Origin of the sequence: Paenibacillus cremeus, assembly GCF_007786445.1 — a bacterium.
Classification (GTDB): Bacteria; Bacillota; Bacilli; order Paenibacillales; family NBRC-103111; genus Paenibacillus_G; species Paenibacillus_G cremeus.
On the sequence record NZ_VNJI01000001.1, the window covers coordinates 1 to 23,826 of the forward strand.

Consider the following 23,826-nt stretch of genomic DNA (forward strand, 5'->3'; position numbering starts at 1 on the left):
CCCGTCCCGTCCCGTCCCGTCCCGTCCCGTCCCGTCCCGTCCCGTCCCGTCCCGTCCCGTCCCGTCCCGTCCCGTCCCGTCCCGTCCCGTCCCGTCCCGTCCCGTCCCGTCCCGTCCCGTCCCACAAACATTTCCCGAGCAATAATCCCGATTCCACGCGCTCCCGAGCCACTCAATCTAATGATTATCCCCTGACCCTCTCATGATTATAGGGGGACGCCATGCTTGTTTTGCTAGGTGCCATCAATCAGGCTTTATCATGATTGTATCCGGTTACAAAATAGGATGCTATGATCGACTCATCACCAAACCAATCCAACGCTTACCATACAGAAAGGATGGGATCCCTTGAGTGTATCCACTGCGACCGACAGGCCGAAAACGGCGGTAACGCTCGCCGGCCAAGTGCTGCGAAAACGGCTGGTAAAAAATCGCTGGCTGTACTACATGCTGGCACCCGGTGTGCTGTATTTTATACTTTTTAAATACGCACCGATGTGGGGAATACTGATTGCCTTTCAAGACTATTCGCCGTTTACCGGCTTTTGGGGCAGCCCGTGGATCGGCTTCGAGCACTTCACAACCTTTTTTAACGAGCCGCAGTTTGGGCAGCTGTTTGCTAATACGCTAATTCTCGCGGTCTATAACATCGTCTTTTTCTTTCCGCTTCCGATCATCATCGCGCTTCTCCTGAACGAGGTGCGCAAGGAAGTGTTCAAACGAACGGTTCAAAGCTTGATCTACATCCCGCATTTCATCTCCTGGGTGGTCGTGGTGGGGCTGGCGTACATTTTGTTCACGACGGAGGGCGGCATTGTCAACGAGATCATTACCTCCTACGGCGGGGAAAAAATCAATCTGCTGCTCAACAAAGACTGGTTCCGGACGATGATCATGGGCGAAATGATGTGGAAGGAAACCGGCTGGGGCACGATTTTGTTTCTGGCCGCACTGGCTGGGGTGGATACGCAGCTGTACGAAGCCGCCCGCATCGACGGTGCCGGACGGTGGAAGCAGCTGATTCATGTCACGCTCCCCGCGATCCGGGGCACGATTGTGGTGCTGCTCATCCTGCGCCTGGGCCACTTCCTCGATGTCGGGTTCGAGCAAATCTTCCTCATGCTCAATCCGATGAACCGTGAGGTCGGCGAGGTATTCGAGACGTATGTGTACGAACGAGGGATTCAGCAGGGGGACTTCAGTTATTCCACAGCGGTCAATTTGTTCAAATCGATCATCGGCATCACCTTGGTGGTGTGCGCCAATTTCTTTGCCAAGAAAGTGGGAGAAGAGGGCATCTACTAAGCGAAGAAGCCCACAGGTAGGCCGGAAAGGAGAGCCAATATGAAGGAATCGCTTGGCAGCAGGCTGTTTGATGTGTTTAACTACGTCTTTTTGGGATTTTGCGGCTTGGTCACGGTGCTGCCGTTCATTTATGTCGTAGGAGGGTCGTTCACCTCGCCGCAGGAGTTTATCAGCCGCAAGGTGGTCATATTTCCGCATCATCTGTCGCTGGAGGGCTATAAGTATATTTTTTCCACGAACGTGCTGCTCACCAGTCTCGGGGTCTCGATCTTCATTACGGTGGCGGGAACCGCGATCAATCTGCTGTTTACATGCCTGATGGCGTACCCGTTGTCGCGAAAAGATCTGGATGGCCGCCGAATCATCATGCTGGGCGTGGTGTTCTCGATGCTGTTCAGCGGGGGAATGATTCCGCTCTTTCTGGTGGTGAAAGCGCTGGGACTGATGAATTCCTTCTGGTCGCTGCTGCTGCCCGGAGCGATTAGCGCGTTTAACCTGATCGTGCTGAAAAATTTTTTCCAGGAGCTGCCCGAGGGGCTGGAGGAGGCGGCCAAAATCGACGGCTGCAACGACCTTCGCATCCTGTGGCAGATCGTACTTCCGCTGTCGCTGCCGGCGATTGCGACGTTCTCGCTCTTTTACGCGGTTGGACATTGGAACGCCTTCTTCCATGCCATCATGTACATCAATGACAACTACAAATGGCCGATTCAGGTTTGGCTGCGACAGATCGTCATCCTGTCCTCCGGGGGATTGGGCGATTCGGGGGGCTTTGACGCCAATTACGTCGTGCCGCCCGTACAGATTATTAAAATGGCGGTCATCGTCATCTCCACCGTGCCGATTTTGTGCGTGTATCCGTTTTTGCAGAAGCATTTTGCCAAGGGAGCTTTGATGGGCTCCGTAAAAGGATAAGAGCTGCTGCTCGAAAAAGGAGGAGCTATGCGGAGTACGGATCGTTTGGAGCGTTCGCCTCCCGTTGGATGAGGCCAGAGCTCGCACCAGTAAGCATGCAGCCTTTACATCTTACAATTACACTCTTGCATTGGAGGATGAGAAATGTCAGACAACCTGGCTCGTACGGCGGTAGTGGAAGATTGCCTCAATCTCATGCTGGCTTCGGAGCACATCTGTGAAGCCTTTAAGGAGGCGGGGCGAGAGCATGCGAATTTCGCACAGTTCGGCAGCTTCGCGTCTCCGGGAGACCAAATTGCGCTCCAGCAGCTGGCCAAATACAGGGAAAACTGGGAGTCCCATAAGTCGGTGAAGGAGGAGATCGGCTTCCGGTCGGCTCCGTTGGTACCGAAAACCAAAGCGGAATCCGTCCTGGCGTACGTACTGGGCTGGCTGTGTCATCGGGCGGCGGACAGCAAGCTGAAGCCGGGCTCGGCCGAAGCGGGCCTGTACCAGGATGCGCTGTTGTTTCACCGATTGTACGTGAACGAAGGCCAGACGCCGCAGGCTTACCGCAGCCCAGGCGCACCGCTCGAACAGGCCGCCACCATCGGCAGCAAGGAGCTGGCCGAACTGTTTCGCGAGCTGCAGCAGCGCTTTTTTATCGAGATGCACACGTACGTACCGGACGTGGACAATATCGAGGGCTGGTTCGACAAGCTGCACGTCCAGCTTAAGGAGCGCTCGGCGTACATGGACCGCTTCGCGGAAGCGCTGATGAACCCGGAGCCGGAAAAGGTGCAGCAGCACGTGGACGGCACGAATTTCTACAGCGACGAGGATGCGATTATTCGATTGACGCTGTCGATTCGCCAGGGGGCGCAGCCATCCCAAGCGGAGATCGAAGCGGCGTACGCAGCGGAGCCGAAGAGCCGATATGCCCAGGCTTTGAAGCAAGGCTATCGCAACCTGCTGAGTGCGAACGCATTTTTCACCGGAAGCATTGATCAAGGCCGATTGAGCGAACAGCTCGCGGTTTAATCCGATTCAAAATAATAAGGGGGCTCTTACATGAACACGCCAAGGAAATCCAAGTACATGCTAGGACTGGCTGGAAGTCTCTTAGTCACGACGGCGCTGGCCGCTTGCACCAGCAGCCCGCCTCCGGCGGCATCGGATTCGAAGCCGCAGGGCAATGCACCGGCCGCTTCACCCGACAGCGCACCTGCTAGCGCGCCGGCCAAAGAAGAGAAGCCGTTTGTGATCACCATGATGAACTTGTCTGTTCTGTCGGAGCCTCCGAAGGAGAACGATCCGGTCATTACTGCGGTCGAGAAGCTGACCAACACCGACCTGCAAATTCAATGGATACCTAACGGAACCTACGACGAGAAGGTCAACGCGACCGTAGCGTCGGGGCAGCTGCCGATGGTGCTGCTGGTCAGCACACCGGCTCCCTCCAACATTAAAAATGCCATGAAAGCCGGGCAGTTCTGGGAAATCGGCCCTTACCTGAAGGATTACCCGAATCTGCAGAAGGCGATCAATCCGCAGGTGCTCAAAAGTACGGCGGTCGGCGGGAAATATTATACGATCCCCCGCGCCCGTTCACTGGTGGGAGACGGCATGATTTACCGCACAGACTGGCTGAACAAGCTGGGCCTCAAGCCGCCGACGACGCTGGACGAAATGTACGAAGTCATTAAGGCCTTTGCACAGAAGGACCCGGACGGCAACGGGAAAAATGATACGATCGGCCTCGCCGAAGAGAAGAGCATCCGCGGCTTCAAGCTGATTCTGGCAGCTACAGGCGGCGGTAACGTTTGGGAGGTCAAGGACGGTAAGATCGTCCCGGCCCACGAAAGCAAAGCTTATCTGGATGCGATGAACTGGTATAAGCGCTTGTATCAGGAAAAGCTGATCAATCAAGATTTTGCCATTACCGAGCGGGTGCAAAATATTGATAACGGCAACAAAGGGCTGTTCGGCTTCCGGATGGGCGACAACGACTTTATTACGCGCCACACCGAGCTGTTCAAGCTGAATCCGTCGGCGGAGCTGGATACCTCCAGTATCCTCAAGGGCGTGAACGGCACCAAGCTGCTGATGGATACCGGGATGTCGGGCAGCTTCGTCATTCCGAAGCAAACCGTGAAGACGGAGGCCGACCTCAAGCGCATTTTGCAATACTTCGATAAGCTCTCCACACCGGAAGGTCAAAATATTTTTGAATGGGGTATCGAAGGCGTTCACTACACCGTTAAAAATGGCAAAGCGGACCGCACACCGGAGCAAGCGACGAAATACGCTTCCGAGGTCATTCAGATGGAGCAGGCGATGCAGGTGGCCGACGGCTCGCTGTCCATGGACGGTACGCTGGACAAATATACGGCGAAGTATAAGGCGGCCAAGAAGGAAGTCGCTGCTATTCCGAACGTATTCGTGGAAAATCCGGCTGCAGCCTACAGCTCCCCAACGTTTGACCAGAAGCGCACCCAGCTGGACAAAATCATCAGCGATGCCCGCGTGAAATACATCATGGGCGAAATTGATGAGAAGGGCTGGAAGGCGGCGCTGGACAGCTGGCAAAAATCCGGCGGCGACAAAGTGCTGGAAGAGCTGAACAAAGAGTACCAAGCCGACCCGAATAAAGCTAAATAATCGATAGAGCGGAGCGTGAGCGCGTGTCAGAAAATGTTACTCACACAGCGGTCGTCGAAGACTGCTTTAATATGATGTTTGCTACTTCCGATGCCATATGCGATGCGTTTAAAGATGCCGGACGCCATCATATTCAGTTCTCCCAATTCGGCAGCGTCACCCGTTCCGGAGACAAATTCACGATCCCGCTGCTGGAGAAGTACAGAACGAATTACGACGCCCGCAAGGACGAGGAGCAATTAGGCTACAAGCTGGCCTTCGTGCTGGGCTGGCTGTGCCACCGGGCGGCGGATCGCCAGATGAAGGTCGTCTTCCGCGAGGCGGAGCCGGAATCCAGGGAGTTCCCGACCGATTGCAGCATTTATCACGATGCATTTATTTTCCATAAGCTGTATGCGGATAACCGCAGCACGCCGTTTCCATATCGCACAGCCCATTTTGAAAAACGGATGGAGAGCCTGCCGGCAGCCGCCGAGGTGAAGGCGAATGCCGTGGCCAATACGTACCGCTACATGTGGCAGCGGTTCTTGCTCGAGTTGCAGACGTTCGTGCAGGATACGACGAATGTGGACACCTGGTTCGATAAGCTGCATGCGAAGCATCAGGAGCAGGTCATTCACTTGGATCGCTACGCGGAGGCGGCGCTGACGCCCGATCCGGTGAAGGTGAAGCGATTCATCGAAGACACGAACTTCTACAGTGAAGAGGACCGGATCATCCAGCTGACGCAAGCGCTGCGCAAGGGAGCGAAGCCGTCGCCGGAGGAAGTGGAAGCCGCGTTCGCGGAAGAGCCTTCGAGCCAGTATGCGCAAGCCGTGAAGATGGGTTACGGGTATTTGCGGAGCGCCAGCGCTTACTTCGAGGAGAAGATCGATCAGGACACGCTCAAGGATTGGCTCGATGTGGGCAAGAAGGGCAGAGACGGACAGTCGGTGTAACAGAAATTATAATATCATCCCATGAGCCGGACCGGTCTGACCGGTCCGGTATCTTACATATCAGGAGGAATTCCAATGAAAATTACGCAGCTTACCTGTTACTCTGCCAAAGGCCTGCTTTACATTAAGCTCGATACGGATGAGGGAATTTCAGGCTTCGGGGAATGCAGTCCCATGCAGATTGAAACGACGCTGCAAATCATCCGAAATGTCGTGAAGCCGCAGGTGATCGGCATGAGCCCGTTTGACGGCGAGCTGATCGAGGAGCGGGTCATGGCGAAGCATTACAAGATATCCGGCCAGCTGCTCGCGATGGCCTACAGCGGCGTCGAAATCGCCTGCTGGGACATTCGCGCGAAGGCGGCGAACCAGCCGTTGTACAATCTGCTTGGTGGCAAATACCGGCAAGAGGTTCCGCTGTACGGCTCCAGCATGAGCAGGGATTTGACCTATGAGCAGGAGGCTCAGAAGCTGCGGGAGGGTATCGACAAGTTTCAATTCAAGGCGGTCAAAATCAAGGTAGGACCAAGGATGGGGACGGGCCTTCCGGTGAATCTGCAGAACGATGTGGAGAAGGTGCGAACCGTCCGGGAAGCGATCGGCCCCGATGTGAAGCTGATGATCGACGGCAACAGCTCGTACACTTACATTCAAGCCGTGCAGCTGTACGACCGCATCAAGCAGTACGACCTCTATCATTACGAGGAGCCGTGCCCGTACTACGATATCGAAGCCTATGTGAAGCTGGCCAGCAACCTTCCGGTTCCGATCCATATCGGTGAGCAGGACTGGAATCTGTACACGTTCCGCGATTTTATCGCTCGGGGCGCTTGCCACATGTATGCGGCGGATCCGATCAAGTGCGGCGGCTTGTCCAATGCCAAGCGGGCGGCGGCGCTATGCCGGGCGTTCGGCATTCACTATATTCCGCATAATACGACGCGGGGCATCGGCTTTGCGGCGGCGCTGCATCTGGCGGCGAGCACGCCGGAATGCAATGGCTACTACGAGTATTCCATCGAGAAAGAGAATATTCGAGAGCAGTTTATTCAAGATTCGCTCAAGGTGAGCGACGGATATATCCAGGTGCCGGAAGGCCCAGGACTTGGCGTCGAGATCGATGTAGAAAAAATGGAAAAGCTTCTGCAAGTCACAAAGTAATGCCATAATCCCTCAAAATAAGGTGTATAATGGAAGAGCACAGGTTACTTACCTAATTTCCTTTTTGCTGGAGGTAGGCTTGTAGCAGGACAAACAGGTGGTGGCAGATCATGTTCAGGTTCAACCGATACTTGACGAAAATGATTGTATTCACAATCGGAGTCAGCACGCTCCCCATCATTTTGCTCGGCCTATTTTTTTACCTGAAAACCTCAGGAACGATCCAGAAAAAAGTGAATGACGGCAACGTGCTCATTCTGGAGCAGACGCGCCAGCGCATCGAGCAGGTGCTGGTGGCCTTCGATTTGCAGATTGAACGGCTGGCCGATAGCCCCTTTGTCTCCGAGGCGATGGATAAGGGGCTCGGCCCATCCCAATTTTTGCTGGTGCAAAGCTTGCTCAGCTCCATGTCGCGGGTGCAGACCCCCGATGTAGGCGTGAAGGACATTCATCTGCTGGATTTAAAGCGCGGAACGATTTTGGACAGCGGTGGATTGAATCCGCTTACAGACGCCGATTCGGTGATCGTCAAAAAATATCTCGGCATCGACCGCAGCAAATTTTGGATCGCAGAGAATGAGAGCAAGCTCCGCAGCCGGAATGGGGACCATTCCCTCACGATTAATTTGGTCAAAAAAATTCCGGCCTTCTCCGAAAATCCCGACGAGATGCTGATTGTTGAAATTCCCGGCAAACAGCTCCGCAGCTATTTATCCAAAAACAATACGCTGGGCCAAGTGATTATTCTAGACGAATCGTATCGCGTTTTGGCCACGCAGAACGAAGATATGCAGCTCGAGCCGCAAATGATGGATATGCTAATCTCCAAGCTGCGAGGATTGAACGAGCTCTCGGGCTTAATTGAAACCAGCCTGGGGCAAGGGCAGGTGGGCGTCGCTTACCAGCGCTCCTCGTTTAACGGCTGGGTATATATTTCCGTCATCCCGATTGAATTAATCCGCTTCGAATCGCGTCGTACGGGCGGCATCATTCTGGCTACCTGTATCGTCATGCTGCTGCTCGCGGTGGTCATTTCGCTAGCCGGCTCGCAGCGCATGTACGCCCCGATTTGGCGGCTGTATCAGTCGCTATTCTCGCAGCAGGATAAGGAGCGCAAGCGAGTCGACGAATTCCATATGATCAATGAGGGCTTCATGCGCATGCGCAATCGTCAGGTGCAGATGGCTGATCAGATCCGCAATCACACCCGGCAGCTGGAAGAATATTACGTGCTGAAGCTGGTCGGAGGGGAGCTCAAGCCTTCCCAGATCCATGAGAAGCTCGGGATGCTGGATGTGAACTTGAGCAAGTGGAAGCAAATGGCCGTTTTGACGGTCCAGATCGACACGCTGAAGGGCACCCGGTACAGTGAGCGGGACAGCGAGCTGCTGCTGTTTGCGCTCAGCAATATGGCCTGTGATTTGATTCCAGCCCAGGATCGGCTCGTGCCGGTCGTGGCCAAATCGTCCTTGGTGACGATCCTGTTCGACAACCCTCAGGTGACGGACGACTTCCGAACGTATCTGTTTTCCATAGCGACCAAGATTCAAAATGAGGTGGAGCATTATTTGTCGCTGCGCATCAGCATCGGGGTGAGCCGGTCGTACGGCGGGCTGAAGGACGTGAGCCGCGCCTACAAGGAAGCGATGGACGCGCTGAAGTACCGGGTCTTGTTCGGGCAGCGGACGATCCTGCATATCGATGACGTTCAGCCGGCGCATGTCGTCACGGCGGAATATCCGAAGGAGCTGGAGCGGCTAATTTGCGACGCGGTCAAAATGGCGGACAGGGACAAGGTCCCTGAGCTGGTGGATGCGTTTTTCGAGGACATTTCCGGGCAATATCATAACTATAACGACTATCAGATCGCGGTGACGCGATTTTTCGTCAATCTGATCCGGCTGCTGCAGGAAAGCGGCATTTCGCATTTGGAGCTGCTTGGAGATGATCCGCCATTGCTGGAGCAGCTGCATACGCTGACCTCTGTGGAGGATGTGCGGAACTGGTTCAAGACGCAGCTCATTGAGCCGATGGTGCGGGTGTACGACGAGCAGCGGAAAACGAAGTACCAGACCATCTCGCAGGAGGTGGTGCAGCTGATTCACGACCGCTACGATACCGACATTACCCTCGAGTCGTGCTCCAGTCTGCTCAATTACCACCCCAGCTACATCAGCAAGGTGCTGCGGCAGGAGCTGGGCATCAGCTTTAGCGACTATTTGCTGCATTTCCGGTTGAAAAAAGCGATGGAGATGCTGGAGAATACGGATATGAAAATTACCGAGATCGCCGAGAAGCTGCGCTACAACAACTCGCAGAACTTTATCCGCTCCTTCCGGAAGCTGGCGGGTATGACGCCCGGCATGTATCGCGACGAGTATATGAATAAATCGTATCGGCTTCGCAAGCTCTAGATTTATAGGCTATAATGGGGGGGAAAGGACAGAAAGGAGAGTTGCATACTATGAATTACAGACAGCTAGGTTCGACAGAGCTATCCGTAAGTGAAATCAGTTTTGGGACATGGGCGATCGGAGGCTCTTGGGGCCAGGTGAACGATGCCGAGTCGCTCCGCGGTTTGGCTCGCGCCATGGAGGCCGGTGTGAACTTCTTCGATACCGCCGATGTTTACGGCAGCGGGCACAGCGAGGAGCTGCTTGCCCAGGCCACTAAAGGCCAGGAGGACCGCATCCATATTGCGACCAAGTTTTGCCGCGCGGGTGACATCCATGATCCGGCTACCTACAGCATGGACTCGGTGCGTGCTTACTGCGAAGCGAGCTTGAAGCGGCTGAAGCGGGAGCGCATTGACCTCTTGCAGATCCATTGCCCGCCGATCGATATTCTGCGTGACGGAGCGGTGTTTGAAGTGCTTGATAAGCTGCAAGCCGAAGGCAAAATCCGCCATTACGGCGTCAGCGTCGAAAGCGTGGAAGAAGGCTTGCTCTGCTTAAACTATCCGAACGTGAAAGCGTTGCAGGTGATCTATAACATCTTCCGTCAAAAGCCGGACGAGCAGCTGTTTCCGCTCGCCAAGGAGAAGGGCGTAGGCATTCTGGTTCGCCTGCCGCTGGCCAGTGGACTGCTGACAGGCAAATTCAGCGAGCAATCCGTCTTTGAAGCCGGAGACCACCGGAGCTACAACCGGAACGGGGAAAGCTTCAACGTCGGCGAGACGTTCGCCGGCTTGCCGTTTGAAAAGGGCGTTGAGCTTAGCCGCAAGCTCGCTTGGATCGCGGATGGACGAGGCAATATGACGCATGCTGCGCTTCGCTGGATTTTGGATAATCCGAATATCACCTGCGTGATCCCGGGCTTTAAGAACACCGCCCAAGTCGAGGATAACCTGTCTGCGCAGGAAGTGCCGTCCTTCTCCGCGGAAGAGCTGGGCCGTCTACAAGCGTTTTATCAAGATGAAGTCAAGCAGCACATTCGAGGCTCTTACTAGAGAGTCGATTATAGCTGGCCAAAGGGTCTGCCGTCGGGCAGACCCTTTATTTTTTGGCTACCAGGCGCACCATAGCTCCTTGTTCGCATTCGAAGCTCGCGGGAGATCGATATTAAAGACAACCATCACAAAGACATAGATAAAGTCCAGTAAACGTTTCATCGATAGACACACTCCTTATCGGACGGTTGGAAGCTCAGCCACCTTGGTGCTGACGGGCTTTTCTGCCGCTTGCGGATGCGGTCTGCTCGAGGCAGCCTCCCGCTTGGCATGCGTCCAGTAGAGCATCATGCCGGTGAACAATACGCCGCCCGCGAAGTTGCCCAGCAAGACGGGGATCTGGTTCCACAGCCACCAGCCGCCGAGCGTCACTTTGGCGCCGTACATCATGCCGGCCGGAATCACAAACATATTGACGACGGCATGCTCGAAGCCTTGGGCGAAGAACATGAGAATCGGTAGCCACATAGCCACGATCTTACCGGTGGTGGAGCTGGAGGTCATCGCCATCACCGCGCCGAGTGTCACCATCCAGTTGCACAGCATCGCTTTGACGAATACGGAGATCATCCCGTCCATGCCCAGGGCGGAGTAGCCGTTCGTTTTCGCTTCCGCCGTTTTGATGATCGTTTGAATGACGGCGTTATTGTTTACATGCCCGAGATTGGTCGCCGCAGTGTAGAAGAGAGCTGCATAGACGATCGCGCCGATCAAATGGCCGAGGATGACGAGGCTGAAATTTTTTAGCATTTCCGTCACGGTTGCGCGCTTCTCCAGAACGGCCAGAGGGGCGAGGGCAAAGGTGCCGGTCACGAGCTCCAGGCCGAGCAGGATGATGATAACGAAGCCGACTGGAAAAATCACGGAGCCGACAATTCCGAGTCCGGTCTGGGCCGTAGCCGTGTACGCAAGCGTCGTAGCAAAGGACAGGATTGCGCCGCCGAGAAAGCCCCGGATCAGCATATCTTTGGCTGGCAGCTTGGCTTTGGCCGCACCGGCCTGCACCATCTGTTCCAATACTTCCTGAGGTTTGACGTAGTTCAAGAGGAACACCTTCTTTAGGCAGATTTTTAAGAAGCTTTCGTTGACTCGGAGCCTTCTACGATCAGGACGATATTGCCGGTCGCCTCGTCAATGCTCACCTCATAAGCATTCACGCAGCCCTCATCGGGTGCTTCCACTAGCCCGTTGTCGAGGTTGATCTTCCAATCGTGCAGCGGACAGAACACGTGATGATCGCAGACGATCCCTTCCGACAGCTTGCCGTTCTTGTGCGGGCATAGATTTTCAATGGCCCGCAGCTCGCCGCCCGTCATTTTGAAAATGGCAATTTCTTTCGTTCCGATCTGAACGACGCGGGCTCTGCGTTCCTCAATTTCACTGTAGTGACCGATGATATACCGACTCATGGTTGCTTCCTCCTCCAGCCTTATGATTTATACGATATTGGCGGCATCCTGCGGGACAAGCGATTCGTAGGTTTGGCTCAAATGCTGCTTCTCGATGATTTCCTTCCAAGGATCCTTCGTCAAACCGGCACTCTTCTCAAAACGCTCCTTGAGTGCGAGGCGCTCCTCTTCGGACTCCAGTGCCTGCTTTACGGATTCCAATCCGACTCGTTCGATCCACTTCGATGTCCGCTCGTTATAATTCGCATTCTCCCGATAGTATTGGAAGTAGGCGAGCGTCCACTCGATGACCTCCTCCTCGGACTTTACCTTCACGAGCAGCTCAGCCGGACGCACATCGGTCCCGCCGTTGCCGCCGACATACAGCTCCCAGCCTCCGTCGATCGCCACGACACCGAGGTCCTTGATCGTCGCCTCTGCGCAGTTGCGCGGGCAGCCGGAGACGGCCACCTTCGTTTTGGCCGGTGTGCTGAGGCGCTCCAGCCGCTTCTCGAGCTCGATGCCCATGCTCATGGCATCCTGAGTGCCGAACCGGCACCAGGTGGAGCCGACGCAGGTCTTGACCGCGCGCAGCGATTTGCCATAGGCGAAGCCGGAGGTCATATCAAGATCCTGCCATACGCTGGGCAGATCCTCCTTCTTGATACCATATAGGCCGATCCGCTGAGCACCTGTGATTTTGACCGTCTGTACGTTGTATTTCACGGCTACATCGGCGATTTTTTTCAGATCCTCAGCTGTCGTTACGCCGCCGTGAATCCGCGGAATGACGGAATACGTGCTGTCCTTCTGAATGTTGCCGTGGTTGCGTTCGTTCACGGCGCGCGATTCGACCTCGTCCTCATGCTCCTCCGGCCAAATCATGCCGAGGTAGTAGTTAAGCGCCGGTCTGCACTTGGAGCAGCCCTCGGGATTTTTCCACTCGAGCACGTTCATCACTTCTTTGGAGGTGGTGAGCTTCATCCGCTTGATCGCATCGACGACTTCGTCACGGCTATACAGTGTACAGCTGCAGATGCCTTCCTTCACGGAGGTGACCCCGTCGGCGCCGAGCGCCACCGTAAGCAGGTCGGCCACCAGTGGTTTACAGCCGCCGCAGCTGCCGGATGCCTTCGTGCAATATTTGACGTCATTCACACTGGTGCAGCCCTTCTCGGCGATGGCGTTCATGATCGTGCCCTTGGACACGCCGTTGCAGCCGCATACGATCTCTTCGTTCGCCATCGAAGCGGCGTACTCTACGCCGGACGCTTTGGCTCCGCCTTGGCTGCCGAGTAAAATCTCCTTCTCCCGGCCGCGCACATCCTCTCCATTGCGAATCATTGCAAACAGCTTCGAGCCTTCCGTCGTGTCACCGAACAGCACCGCTCCGACGACCTTGCCGTCACGGATCACAATCTTCTTATATATTCCGTCAAAATCATCCTGCACCCGCACCGACTTCGTGCCCGGCTCACCTGCGAATTGGCCGGCCGAGAACACGTTCACGCCGGAAACCTTCAGCTTGGTCGATACGACCGAGCCCTGATAACCTGCCGACGGTACGCCGGCAAGGCGCTTCGCCAGCTCCGAGCCTTGCTCGTACAGCGGAGCGACGAGGCCATAAGCGACGCCGCGGTGCTCCGCGCATTCGCCCACCGCATACACGTGCGGCACGTTCGTTTCCATATAATCGCCCACGACGATGCCGCGGTTGATTTCGACGCCGCTCTCCTTGGCCAGTGCGATATTGGGGCGAATGCCGACCGCCATGACCACGAGATCGGCCTTTACTTCGCTGCCGTCCTTGAACCGGACCCCGGTCACCCGTTTGCCGCCGAGGATTGAATCGGTATGCTTCTCGAGCAGGAACTGCATGCCTTGCGATTCGAGCTCCTCCTGGAGCATTCTGGCGGCCGTCTCGTCGAGCTGGCGCTCCATCAAGTGCTTGAAGATATGGACCACGGATACTTCCATATTCAGATTCCGTAAGCCCCGTGCGGCCTCGAGGCCGAGCAGCCCGCCGCCGATGACGACAGCCCGCTTATAGTGCTTGGCAGTTTCGAGCATCGTTTCGCAGTCTTTGATATCCCGGAAGGCGATTACACCCTCCTTGTCGGCTCCAGGGAGTGGAAGCATGAAGGGAAGCGAGCCGGTAGCGATGATCAGCTCGTCATAAGCGACGGTGGTGCCTTTGTCAGAGATGACGACCTGCTTGGTCGTATCAATCGTGGTGACGGTTTGGCCGGTGTGCAGCGTAATGCCGTTCTCCCGGTACCAGCTCCAGTCGTTGATGACGATGTCTTTAATGTTGGCGTCGCCCGCGAGGACGGAGGACAGCAGAATCCGGTTGTAGTTCGGGTGCGGCTCGCTGCCGAACACCGTAATTTCATACTTGCCTGGGGCGAGCTTGAGCAGCTGCTCGATGGCATTGACGCCCGCCATGCCGTTTCCGATAAGCACCAGCTTCTTTTTCATGTTAGCCACTCCTTAATGTTAGGTATTAGTACATGTTGTTTGGATGAAAATCTGTTTCAGTTCATTGAATGTTATGTTTTATAACATAACCTGTAGTCATAACTATACATTGCCGGTTTCGATTAATCAACCCATATTTTGATAAAAATGTTTTGATAATTTATTAAATTTAAAAATAAATACGAACAATCACCTTGGATTATCTAGTTAATATTCGGTTTATTTGGGTTCTTATTATTTCACACAATGAAAAAATCACTTGAATTATTTTCATCTATAGTTTAGATTGATGTGTATCTAAGTTGAACTAATGTTATATTATATGACATTTATAGTGGGAGGGATCAGTATGAATCGAGTGGGGCAAGTGTTTTTTGTCGGTGCGGGACCCGGGGATCCGAAGCTAATCACGATCAAAGGAATGGAGTGCTTGCAAACCTCTGACGTGATCATCTACGACAGGCTCGCGAATCCGGCCCTTCTGGACTATGCTCGGCCCGGAACGGAGCTGATTTACTGCGGCAAGCATCCGAATCATCATTACATTCAGCAAGAGGAGCTTAACGGGATGATTCTCCGGAAGGCGCTGGAGGGCAAGCGAGTGACCCGGCTAAAAGGAGGCGATCCCTGTATTTTCGGGCGTGTGATGGAAGAGGCCGAGCCACTGGCGAACCACGGGATTCCTTTTGAAATCGTGCCCGGCATTACATCGGGGATTGCGGCGCCGGCGTATGCGGGGATTCCCGTCACACAGCGGAGGACAGCGACCTCTTTTGCGATGGTTACCGGCCAAGTGTGCCATGGTAACTCCATCTCCGACGCCAAATGGAAGGCGTTTGCCGAAGGGATCGACACCATTGCTTTCTATATGGGGATGAGCAACATTGAGCATATTTGCGAGCAGCTAATCCGCCACGGCAAAGCGGCCCATACCCCGGTGGCGGTTATTTCCTGGGGGACGACGGAGGACCAGCTGACAGTCACGGGAACGCTGGATACGATCGCCCGGATCGCGAGGGAGAAGGAGATGCCGAACCCGGCCATTATTTTGGTTGGAGAGGTCGTGAATGCACGAGAGAAGCTGGCATGGGTCGATGAGGTTACCGATGATCGGTCCCCTCACCCCATTTTTCCAGCATAAAAAAGCGGCGTGTCCATATATATGAACCGATGCGATGAACCCCAATAAAACGGAGGTAACACCATGGGACAGGGACACATCCGGATTGGCATGATAGGCACGGGCGGTATTTCACATTGGCATGCCAGACAGCTGCAGGAGCTGGAGGAGGTCGAGATTTGCGCGATCGCCGATCCGTCGCCGCACAATCGCGCGGCCTTTGCCGAGAAGTTTGGGCTGCAGGCGGTGCCGCAGTTTGAGGACTACCAGCAGCTGCTTCAGGCGGCGAAGTTAGATGCGGTGGTGATCTGCTCTCCGCATACGCTGCATTATCGGCAGGTGACGGATGCGCTGAATGCGGGCTGCCACGTGCTGATTGAAAAGCCGATGACCTGCTCCTCACAGGAGGCCGAGCAGCTGCTTGAGACGGCCAAGCAAGCGGGCAAGGTGCTGCAGGTGTCGTACCAGCGGCATTGTCAGCCGGAATTTATGTATATGAAGTCCGCGATTGAGAGCGGTGTCATTGGCAAGCTGACTTCGGTGACGGCCTCGCTGTACCAAGAGTGGAAGCAGGGCACGGCAGGCTTGTGGCGGCAGGTGCCGGAGCTGTCGGGTGGCGGTATGCTGATGGATTCGGGCAGTCATATTATCGACGTGCTGCTGTGGACGACCGGGCTGACGCCGGTGGAGGTTCAGCCGCAGCTGCATCTTCAGGGGACGCCGGTGGAGATCGACTCGTTTACCTCGATTCGGTTTGCCGAGGGAGCGATCGGATCGCTCAACATCGTCGGCTTTTCGCCATGCTGGCATGAGACATATGTCTTTTGCGGGGAGACGGGGGGCATTTTTTACGACAATGGAAAAATTACGCTCAGGCGCTGGAAGCAGCCGCCCGAAACGCCGCAGCTGCCCGAGAGGACGACGAACCAGGATCGCAGCTTTATCGATGCCATCCAAGGCCGCCATGAAGTGCTGGTGCCCGGCAGCTTTGCGCTGAAGGTGGTTAAGCTGACGGAGATGATCTATCAAGCCGCCGGCTACGATCCCTATACTGCAGCGCCTTAACCAATTTGGGCTATGGGCGGGGTTGACAAATGACCCGAACTGTTTTAAAGTAGTCAGAAATAATTGAATATTCACACTCAAATTCGTTGACGAGAAAGAGTACGTTACGCCCTTGATCCCCAGAGAGTTGGCCCCGCGCTGAAAGCCAACGTTCAAGACCTAACCGAAAATCCTCTCCGAGAAGGAAGGCTGAAGCCAGTTAGTAAGCCGACCCGGGATCCCGCCGTTACAAGGGACGCGTATGATGGTACGTAGTGAGGTGTCATGATGATCATTTTTTTGTGGATCGTTATGAAACAAGGGTGGTATCGCGAGTTCAATCTCGTCCCTTCTGGGGCGGGATTTTTTTGTTTTTCCTAAATTTGATTTGCTGAAGAAAGGTTGAGATCGTATGAAAAAAGTGGATGTCAAACAGCCGGCGCGGGCCCGAGAGCTGCGCGTGCTGGAACAGTGGAAGCAGGAAGATACGTTCCGGCAATCGGTGGAGCGTAGGGATCGGCCGCATTTTGTGTTTTACGAGGGGCCGCCGACCGCTAACGGGAAGCCTCATATCGGGCACGCGCTGGGCAGGGTGCTCAAGGATTTTATCGGCCGCTACAAAACGATGTCCGGCTACCGCGTCGTCCGCAAAGCGGGCTGGGATACACACGGACTGCCAGTGGAGCTCGGCGTGGAGAAGCAGCTGGGCATCTCCGGCAAGCAGGAGATTGAGCAGTACGGAGTGGCTAAATTTGTGGAGAAGTGTAAAAGCAGCGTGTTCGAATACGAGCGGCAGTGGCGCGAGCTGACCGAGGCGATCGGCTACTGGACCGACATGGATAACCCCTATATCACGCTTAAAAACGAGTACATCGAGAGCGTCTGGCACATCCTGAGCGAAATCCATCGTAAAGGCTTGCTGTACAAAGGCCACCGCGTCAGTCCGTACTGTCCTGGCTGCCAGACGACGCTCAGCTCGCACGAGGTGGCGCAGGGCTATGAAGATGTGAAGGATCTAAGCGCCACGGTCAAATTCAGGAGCCGAAGCGGCGGTGAGACGTTTCTCGCTTGGACGACTACGCCATGGACGCTGCCCGCGAATGTGGCTTTGGCGGTGAACAGAGACGTCGATTACGTCAGAGTCAAGCAGCACGGGGCAGTCTACATCGTGGCGCAAAAGCTGGTCGAAGAGGTGCTAAAAGCAGACTACGAGATCGTGTCCGTGCATAAAGGTGCAGAGCTTGTTGGCACAGCGTATGAGCCTCCGTTTGGCTATGTAGCGGTCAATCATGGGCACGTCGTCGTAGATGCGGACTATGTGAGCGATTCGAGCGGTACGGGGATCGTGCACATCGCTCCGGCGCACGGGGAGGACGACTATCGGACGGCTCGCGGACATGGGCTGGATTTCGTCAATGTGGTCGATGCGGGCGGCCGGTATACGGAGCAGGTTACGGACTGGGCTGGGCGTTTCGTCAAAGATTGCGACGTGGATGTCGTCAAGCGGCTGTCGGAGCGCAGCCTGCTGTACGCAAAAGCGCGGTACGAGCACAGCTATCCGTTTTGCTGGCGCTGCAGCTCTCCGCTGCTCTACTACGCAATGGAAAGCTGGTTCATCCGCACGACGGCGGTGAAGGAGCAGCTGCTCGCCAACAATCGGAGCATCGACTGGTACCCGTCCCATCTTCGCGAAGGGCGCTTCGGCAAGTTTCTCGAAGAGCTGGTCGACTGGAACATCAGCCGCAACCGCTACTGGGGAACGCCGCTCAATGTCTGGGTATGCCTGGATTGCGGGGCGGAGGCGGTGCCGGGAAGTCATCAGGAGCTGCGCGACCGGGCGATCGGAGTCGTAGACGAACACCTCGAGCTGCACAAGCCGTACGTGGATGAGGTGAAGCTGCGCTGCACTTGCGGCGGCACGATGGAGCGCACGCCGGAGGTGATCGACGTTTGGTTCGACAGCGGCTCGATGCCTTTTGCACAATATCATTATCCGTTTGGCGACCTGGAGCAGTTCCGGCAGCAGTTCCCGGCGGACATGATCTGCGAAGCGATCGACCAGACGCGGGGATGGTTTTACAGCCTGCTTGCAGTGTCCACGCTGCTCACAGGCGAGGCGCCGTATAAAAGCGTGCTCTCCACCGGACACGTGCTCGACGAGAACGGAAACAAAATGTCCAAGAGCAAAGGCAACGTCATCGATCCTTGGGAGCTGATCGAAGCTTACGGCGCGGACGCGCTTCGCTGGGCGCTGCTGTCGGACAGCGCGCCGTGGAGCAGCAAGCGGTTCTCGAAGCAGATCGTTGCCGAGGCGAAATCGAAGGTGATCGATACGATCCATAATGCGCATGCTTTTTACGCGCTCTATGCGGGGATCGACCAGTTTGAGCCTTCTGCGAGTGCAGCACAGACTTCCGCGAACCCCTTGGATCGCTGGGTCGTCTCGAGGCTGCACAGCACGCTGAAGCAGGTCGTTAAAGGGCTGGAAGCGAACGATTTCTTGAATCCGGCGAAGCTGATCGAAGCGTTTGTTGATGAGCTGAGCAATTGGTATATCCGGCGTTCGCGAGACCGGTTCTGGGAGAGCGGGATGAGCGCGGATAAGGCGGCAGCGTATCACACGCTGCGGGGCGTGTTGCTGACGCTGGCTCGAATGATCGCGCCGTATGCGCCTTTTATCGCCGAGGAGGTGTTCGGCAATCTGGGTGGTGGAGGCAGTGTGCATCTGGCGGACTATCCGGCCGCAGATGAGTCCTTGATTGACGAGCAGCTCGAGGAGGAGATGGCCGTGGTCCGACGCGTCGTCGAGCTGGCGCGAAGCGTCCGCAGCGAAACGGGCATCAAGACGCGGCAGCCGCTGGCGGAGCTGATCGTTTCGGCTGCTGATTCCGGCAGCAGCATCGAGCTAGCCCGGTACGAGGCTGTGATCCGGGACGAAATCAACGTCAAGGCCATCCATGTTGAGTCGGGCGACAGCGGCTTTGTGGAGGTTCGGCTGAAGCTGAACCTAAAGGCGGCGGGGCCCAAGTACGGCCGTCTTGTTGGCCGGCTGCAGCAGCACCTGCAGCAGCTGGCTTCCGCCGAGGCTGCGCTCGCGGTTGAGCGCGGCTATGTGGAGGCAGCGATCGATGGAGAGCTGCTGCGTGTAACGCTGGAGGAGCTGCTCGTAGAGAAGCAATCTAAAGCAGGCTACGCCGCAGCCAGCGGACATCGCATCACCGTGGCGCTGAACACCGTGATCACCGAGGAGCTGGAGCAGGAGGGGCTAGTGCGAGAGGTGGTCCGTGCGATCCAGGATTACCGCAAGGAGCTGGATTTGCCGATCGAGCAGCGAATAGATCTCGTGCTGGATACCGACGGCTACCTAAAGGAGGCGCTCGAGCGATTTGCATCCGTGCTGCAAAGCAGCGTCCTGCTGAGCGGGGTTGCTTTTGCCAAAACGGAGGGCATGAAGCAGGTTTCGATCGGGGATCGAAGCTTCGGGTTGCGGATCGTGCAGGAGAGCGTAGAAAAATAGCTGTCTCGACCTGCGCCCAATACAGCAATGCAGGAGCCTGGTGGCATAAGCGCATGATGATTCGTTGCCGCAGCAAACCAAAAAAGCATCAAGCTGCCCTTTCAACGGTCAGCTTGATGCTTTTTTTCTCAACGCTCGGCGGGGTCATCCCGCTCGAGCAGTGCCAAGAACGCCTTGGCACCGGCATCGGCACCCGCTCCAGCGGAGTCGTCCGACTCCACGAAGCGCTGCAGCGCGGCCAGCTTATTTTCCCAGAACCGCTCGTAAAACGCCAGCCAGCGCTTGAGCTCTAGTAGCGGACTGGTATCCAGTCGGTACCTGGTTTCCCGCCCAACCTTGCGCTCCTTCACCAGCCCTGCATCCGAGAGGATGCGCAGGTGCTTGGACACCGCGGTTCGGCTAATCGGGAAATGGCCGCTGATCGCCGTGACCGGCATCTCCTGATCCGCGAGCATCTGCAGCACCTGACGGCGGGTCGGGTCGGCGATCGCTTGAAAGACATCGTGCTTCGGCGATGGCTCAGCCATGCTTAAGCCTCGACGTATTCGCGCAGCTTCGTTTGCAGCATTTGAGCCCAGCCGCCGTTCATATTGTCGCGTACCATCGTATGCGGCATGCCGAATGCGGTAACTTTATTGATATCCCAGCCGGCATGGATGAGGGTGAACTCCGTTTGGCCGCCGAGATCGGTCAATTCGAACGTAATCGTCCAATCCTCCGTCCACTGGAAGGAGAGGCGGTTCGGTGAAGCGACCTCCAGTACTTTGCACGGCGCCATCCCGAACGGACCCGCATCGACTTTAAACTCTAAGCCTTCCACCGGCTGAAAATCATTCGGCATAAACCAAGCGGCGATGCCTTCCGAGGTTGCGACGGCGTTCCAAACCTTTTGAATCGGTGCGTTGAATACGATCGTTTGACGAATATCCTGCAGTGTGTTTTCCATAAACTATACCTCCATATAATTGAATTATTTCCCGACCAACGCTTTCAGACGAAAACGCAGCGCCGACCACTTGTCATCGACCGCGACATTACTGACCGGCCTGTACGGTGTTGTGTCTTGCACCAAGGCGGCTAAACGATCCCGGTTTAAATCCGTCTTGACCTTTGAACTCTGCTTCGGGTACGTAATCCAGAACACGGCATCGTCGCCCAGCAGCGGCAGCACCTTAGGCAACCACTGGTTGACTTCTTGGCTATCGGCCACGAACAGCTGTACAAAATCGAACGGGCCTTTCGCATCCGCCGATTCCGTTTCAATGCCAAGACGATAGCCCTCCGGCGCATGGATGACAGCGGCTTGTCCGGCTTTGTAGCGCAGCTTCTTGACGAGCTCCTCTTGCATGCGATCCATTCCTTTCGCAGATATGAAACGTTTTGGTTTCACTTCGTTTTGTATTATATGACACCCTTAGGTTTCGTGTCAACGTCAATGTCCGTGTCCTCAAGTTCGCCCTGTACCTCCTATATAGAATGAGTTAAGATGAGAGAAGGTATCCATTTTTTGGGGGAGGGCTTCTAATGAGTGGAATTGCCAAGACGCCTGAGCCGCCGTATTATGCGGTGATCTTCACTTCGGAACGGACGGCCGGCGACAACGGCTACAGCGCGATGGGAGATCGCATGGTGGGGCTGGCTTCCGCGCAGCCTGGCTTTTTGGGCGTGGAAAGCGTTCGCGACGAGCAAGGTGTAGGCATCACGGTGTCCTATTGGGCATCGCTTGAGGCCATCGCCCATTGGAAGCAGCATGCGGTGCACCAAGCAGCGCAGAAGCTAGGCAAAGCCGAGTGGTACCAGCGGTTCGGACTGCGGGTATGCAAGGTGGAGCGGGATCAATTTTTCGAGATGTAGGTCATCCAAGCCAAAATAACCCTAAAGGAGTGTGTTCCGTTCATGAGCGAGCAAGTGCAGCGGACCGATGTACCTGTACATGAACAATGGGATTTAACCCATATTTACGAGGACGGGGCGCAGTGGGAAGCGGATTATAACCGTGCGCTCGACTTGATTCAAGTGGTGGCGGCGTTTGAGGATCAAATACATACTGCAGGGCAGCTGCTGGCGTTTTTGACCAAGGATGAAGAGCTGTCGTTTCTGTACGAGAAGCTGTTTGTCTCGACCTCTCTGAAGCTGGATGAGGATACGAGGGTGACCGAATCGCAGGCCCGCGTAGATAAAGCCAAGAGCCTGGGGGTCAAAATCAAGTCGGCGACGTCGTTCTTCCGGCCGTTCCTGCTCAGCATGGAGAAAGAGACGCTCGACGCATATATCGCACAGGAAGCGGGCCTCGATTATTTCAAAAAGGATTTGTACGAGGAGTTCAAATACAAGGCTCACGTGCTAAGCAAGGAAAAAGAAGAGGTGCTGGCTCAGCTCGGCGAAGTGATCGGCGTTCCGAAGACGGTGTTCGGCATGATCAACAACGCGGACATTCAGTTTGGCGAGGTGACCGGCGAGAACGGCGAGAAGGTGACGCTGACCCGCGGCATGTACTCCCGCATTCTGGAAAGTCACAACCGCGAGCGGCGCGCGGAAGCGTTCAAAGCCTACTACAAGCCCTATGTCGGGCTGAAAAATACGATTGCCTCAACGCTCGGCTCCTCGGTGAAGAACAACGTGCTCTTTTCGAAAATGCGGCATTACGAATCTCCGCTCCAGCGCTCGCTATTCGGCGATAATGTTCCGGTGTCGGTCTACGATAACTTGATCCAAACGACTCGAGAGAACCTCAGCCCGATGTACCGGTACGTTGCGTATCGGAAAAAGCATATGGGCTTAGACGAGCTGAGAGTTTACGATTTGAGCGTGCCGCTGGTCGAGGACTTCGAGCTGAAAATGCCGTACGAGGAAGCCTACGAGACGATGCTGAAGGGCCTCGCGCCGCTCGGCGACGAGTACATCGGCATTCTGAAGCAGGCGAAGACGGCGGGCTGGATCGACGTGAGGGAGACGAAGGGCAAGCGCTCCGGCGCCTACTGCTGGGGGCCGTACGGCACGCATCCGTATGTGCTGCTCAACCATAATGATACGCTCGACAGCCTCTTTACACTCGCTCACGAGATGGGGCATGCGATGCACTCGTACTTGTCGGATGCGAATCAGCCGAAAATTTCCGCGCAGTATACGATTTTCGTTGCGGAAGTGGCCAGCACGGTGAACGAGGTGCTCCTGATCAACTACATGCTGCAGCATACGGATGACTTGAAGCTGAAGCGGTATTTGGTGAATCATTTTATCGACACGATCAAAGGCACGTTCTTCAGCCAGGTGATGTTCGCGGAGTTTGAGAAAATCGTGCATGAGAAGGCGGCGAACGGGGAAGCGCTGACGGCGGACAGTCTTAGCGAAGTGTACCGGGCGCTGTTCCAAGCCTATAACGGCGAGGATGTCGTCCTCGATCCGGAGCTGCAGTACGGCTGGTCGCGGATTCCGCATTTTTATAATGCGTTTTATGTGTACAAATACGCGACGGGGATCGCTTCGGCGGTCAGCATTGCCTCCCGGATTCTGGAGGGAGATCAGGAAGCCGTGCAGTCGTACATGACGTTCTTGAAAAGCGGCGGCTCAGAGTATCCGCTGGAGCTCTTGAAGCGTACGGGAGTGGACCTCTTGACGCCGGAGCCGATCACGAAGCTGCTCAGCTTGTTTGACAGCCTGGTCGGGCAGCTGGAAGCTTTGTAGTCAGTGCGTGCGAGACGACCTTCGGCCGAACGATGGCTGGAGGTCGTTTTTTATTAGCATAAGGCCGCAACAACGTTGAAAAAACAGCTCCCAGGGTTCGAAGGAATGGGTGTATAATGAATGGAATATGCCAATGAGAAAGTGGGCAGGGAGGCCGATTCCGACCGCGGCGCGGTATGGTATCATGG

At 55.6% G+C, this 23,826-nt stretch carries 19 protein-coding genes and 1 other annotated feature; of the genes, 13 read left to right on the plus strand and 6 right to left on the minus strand.

The window, feature by feature from the left end; genetic code table 11:
• The first annotated feature begins 405 nt into the window (after positions 1-405).
• The 8 genes from FPZ49_RS00010 (at position 406) to FPZ49_RS00045 (ending at position 10,407) form a co-directional block, all read left to right on the plus strand.
• Positions 406-1,305, plus strand: a complete 900-nt coding sequence (locus FPZ49_RS00010; RefSeq protein WP_261381200.1) for an ABC transporter permease — start codon at positions 406-408, stop codon at positions 1,303-1,305.
• Positions 1,306-1,344: 39 nt separating this feature from the next.
• Entirely contained in the window at positions 1,345-2,220 is an 876-nt protein-coding gene (locus FPZ49_RS00015; RefSeq protein WP_144842300.1) for a carbohydrate ABC transporter permease, read from the plus strand.
• Between the two features lie 144 nt (positions 2,221-2,364).
• On the plus strand, positions 2,365-3,240 hold the full coding sequence (locus FPZ49_RS00020) for a hypothetical protein (protein WP_144842301.1): 876 nt from the start codon (positions 2,365-2,367) through the stop codon (positions 3,238-3,240).
• 30 nt (positions 3,241-3,270) lie between these two features.
• Positions 3,271-4,860 carry an extracellular solute-binding protein gene (locus FPZ49_RS00025; protein ID WP_144842302.1) on the plus strand — a complete coding sequence of 530 codons (1,590 nt, stop codon included), beginning with the start codon at positions 3,271-3,273 and terminating at the stop codon, positions 4,858-4,860.
• A 23-nt stretch (positions 4,861-4,883) separates the two neighbouring features.
• Complete coding sequence (locus tag FPZ49_RS00030) at positions 4,884-5,798, plus strand: hypothetical protein (protein WP_144842303.1); 915 nt, start codon at positions 4,884-4,886, stop codon at positions 5,796-5,798.
• A 75-nt stretch (positions 5,799-5,873) separates the two neighbouring features.
• The gene (locus tag FPZ49_RS00035) at positions 5,874-6,959 is read left to right on the plus strand and encodes a mandelate racemase/muconate lactonizing enzyme family protein (protein WP_186445520.1); all 1,086 of its coding nucleotides are present in this window, start codon (positions 5,874-5,876) and stop codon (positions 6,957-6,959) included.
• 110 nt (positions 6,960-7,069) lie between these two features.
• Positions 7,070-9,373 carry a helix-turn-helix domain-containing protein gene (locus FPZ49_RS00040; protein WP_144842305.1) on the plus strand — a complete coding sequence of 768 codons (2,304 nt, stop codon included), beginning with the start codon at positions 7,070-7,072 and terminating at the stop codon, positions 9,371-9,373.
• 50 nt (positions 9,374-9,423) lie between these two features.
• Positions 9,424-10,407, plus strand: coding sequence for an aldo/keto reductase (locus FPZ49_RS00045; protein WP_144842306.1), 984 nt, complete (start codon positions 9,424-9,426; stop codon positions 10,405-10,407).
• 177 nt (positions 10,408-10,584) lie between these two features.
• On the opposite strand, the gene FPZ49_RS00050 is transcribed toward FPZ49_RS00045, so the two are convergent.
• From FPZ49_RS00050 to nirB, 3 genes are read right to left on the minus strand one after another with little or no spacing between them, the layout of a single operon-like run.
• Positions 10,585-11,451, minus strand: a complete 867-nt coding sequence (locus FPZ49_RS00050) for a formate/nitrite transporter family protein (RefSeq protein ID WP_144842307.1) — start codon at positions 11,449-11,451, stop codon at positions 10,585-10,587.
• 26 nt (positions 11,452-11,477) lie between these two features.
• The gene (gene nirD / locus FPZ49_RS00055) at positions 11,478-11,816 is read right to left on the minus strand and encodes a nitrite reductase small subunit NirD (RefSeq protein ID WP_144842308.1); all 339 of its coding nucleotides are present in this window, start codon (positions 11,814-11,816) and stop codon (positions 11,478-11,480) included.
• A 27-nt stretch (positions 11,817-11,843) separates the two neighbouring features.
• Positions 11,844-14,273: a nitrite reductase large subunit NirB gene (gene nirB / locus FPZ49_RS00060; protein WP_144842309.1), complete on the minus strand. Its 2,430-nt coding sequence runs from the start codon at positions 14,271-14,273 to the stop codon at positions 11,844-11,846.
• A 349-nt stretch (positions 14,274-14,622) separates the two neighbouring features.
• On the opposite strand from nirB, the gene cobA reads away from it, so the two are divergent.
• From cobA to ileS, 3 genes are all read left to right on the plus strand, one after another.
• Positions 14,623-15,414 (plus strand): uroporphyrinogen-III C-methyltransferase, encoded by a 792-nt coding sequence (gene cobA / locus FPZ49_RS00065; RefSeq protein WP_144842310.1) that lies wholly within the window; start codon positions 14,623-14,625, stop codon positions 15,412-15,414.
• Between the two features lie 63 nt (positions 15,415-15,477).
• The gene (locus FPZ49_RS00070; protein WP_144842311.1) at positions 15,478-16,458 is read left to right on the plus strand and encodes a Gfo/Idh/MocA family protein; all 981 of its coding nucleotides are present in this window, start codon (positions 15,478-15,480) and stop codon (positions 16,456-16,458) included.
• Between the two features lie 77 nt (positions 16,459-16,535).
• Positions 16,536-16,791 (plus strand) — a binding site (T-box leader).
• A 58-nt stretch (positions 16,792-16,849) separates the two neighbouring features.
• Positions 16,850-19,954, plus strand: a complete 3,105-nt coding sequence (gene ileS, locus FPZ49_RS00075; protein ID WP_144842312.1) for an isoleucine--tRNA ligase — start codon at positions 16,850-16,852, stop codon at positions 19,952-19,954.
• A gap of 128 nt (positions 19,955-20,082) precedes the next feature.
• On the opposite strand, the gene FPZ49_RS00080 is transcribed toward ileS, so the two are convergent.
• The 3 genes from FPZ49_RS00080 to FPZ49_RS00090 are packed head-to-tail and all read right to left on the minus strand — an operon-like array spanning position 20,083 to position 21,302.
• On the minus strand, positions 20,083-20,481 hold the full coding sequence (locus FPZ49_RS00080; protein ID WP_144842313.1) for an ArsR/SmtB family transcription factor: 399 nt from the start codon (positions 20,479-20,481) through the stop codon (positions 20,083-20,085).
• Between the two features lie 2 nt (positions 20,482-20,483).
• A complete protein-coding gene (locus tag FPZ49_RS00085; protein WP_144842314.1) occupies positions 20,484-20,900 on the minus strand; it encodes an SRPBCC family protein in 417 nt (138 codons plus the stop codon).
• Positions 20,901-20,924: 24 nt separating this feature from the next.
• Positions 20,925-21,302, minus strand: a complete 378-nt coding sequence (locus tag FPZ49_RS00090) for a hypothetical protein (protein WP_144842315.1) — start codon at positions 21,300-21,302, stop codon at positions 20,925-20,927.
• Positions 21,303-21,478: 176 nt separating this feature from the next.
• Between FPZ49_RS00090 and FPZ49_RS00095 the strand changes: the two genes are divergently transcribed.
• Together FPZ49_RS00095 and pepF are read left to right on the plus strand one after the other, a co-directional pair.
• Positions 21,479-21,808, plus strand: coding sequence for an antibiotic biosynthesis monooxygenase family protein (locus FPZ49_RS00095; RefSeq protein ID WP_144842316.1), 330 nt, complete (start codon positions 21,479-21,481; stop codon positions 21,806-21,808).
• Between the two features lie 42 nt (positions 21,809-21,850).
• Positions 21,851-23,638 (plus strand): oligoendopeptidase F, encoded by a 1,788-nt coding sequence (gene pepF, locus FPZ49_RS00100; RefSeq protein WP_144842317.1) that lies wholly within the window; start codon positions 21,851-21,853, stop codon positions 23,636-23,638.
• Positions 23,639-23,826: the final 188 nt, after the last annotated feature.

Coding starts and splice junctions, on each gene's coding strand:
- FPZ49_RS00015 (WP_144842300.1), top strand. CDS start 1,345: ATGAAGGAATCGCTTGGCAGCAGGCTGTTTGATGTGTTTAACTACGTC.
- FPZ49_RS00020 (WP_144842301.1), top strand. CDS start 2,365: ATGTCAGACAACCTGGCTCGTACGGCGGTAGTGGAAGATTGCCTCAAT.
- FPZ49_RS00025 (WP_144842302.1), top strand. CDS start 3,271: ATGAACACGCCAAGGAAATCCAAGTACATGCTAGGACTGGCTGGAAGT.
- FPZ49_RS00035 (WP_186445520.1), top strand. CDS start 5,874: ATGAAAATTACGCAGCTTACCTGTTACTCTGCCAAAGGCCTGCTTTAC.
- FPZ49_RS00040 (WP_144842305.1), top strand. CDS start 7,070: ATGTTCAGGTTCAACCGATACTTGACGAAAATGATTGTATTCACAATC.
- FPZ49_RS00045 (WP_144842306.1), top strand. CDS start 9,424: ATGAATTACAGACAGCTAGGTTCGACAGAGCTATCCGTAAGTGAAATC.
- nirD (WP_144842308.1), bottom strand. CDS start 11,816: ATGAGTCGGTATATCATCGGTCACTACAGTGAAATTGAGGAACGCAGA.
- nirB (WP_144842309.1), bottom strand. CDS start 14,273: ATGAAAAAGAAGCTGGTGCTTATCGGAAACGGCATGGCGGGCGTCAAT.
- cobA (WP_144842310.1), top strand. CDS start 14,623: ATGAATCGAGTGGGGCAAGTGTTTTTTGTCGGTGCGGGACCCGGGGAT.
- FPZ49_RS00070 (WP_144842311.1), top strand. CDS start 15,478: ATGGGACAGGGACACATCCGGATTGGCATGATAGGCACGGGCGGTATT.
- ileS (WP_144842312.1), top strand. CDS start 16,850: ATGAAAAAAGTGGATGTCAAACAGCCGGCGCGGGCCCGAGAGCTGCGC.
- FPZ49_RS00080 (WP_144842313.1), bottom strand. CDS start 20,481: ATGGCTGAGCCATCGCCGAAGCACGATGTCTTTCAAGCGATCGCCGAC.
- FPZ49_RS00085 (WP_144842314.1), bottom strand. CDS start 20,900: ATGGAAAACACACTGCAGGATATTCGTCAAACGATCGTATTCAACGCA.
- FPZ49_RS00090 (WP_144842315.1), bottom strand. CDS start 21,302: ATGCAAGAGGAGCTCGTCAAGAAGCTGCGCTACAAAGCCGGACAAGCC.
- FPZ49_RS00095 (WP_144842316.1), top strand. CDS start 21,479: ATGAGTGGAATTGCCAAGACGCCTGAGCCGCCGTATTATGCGGTGATC.
- pepF (WP_144842317.1), top strand. CDS start 21,851: ATGAGCGAGCAAGTGCAGCGGACCGATGTACCTGTACATGAACAATGG.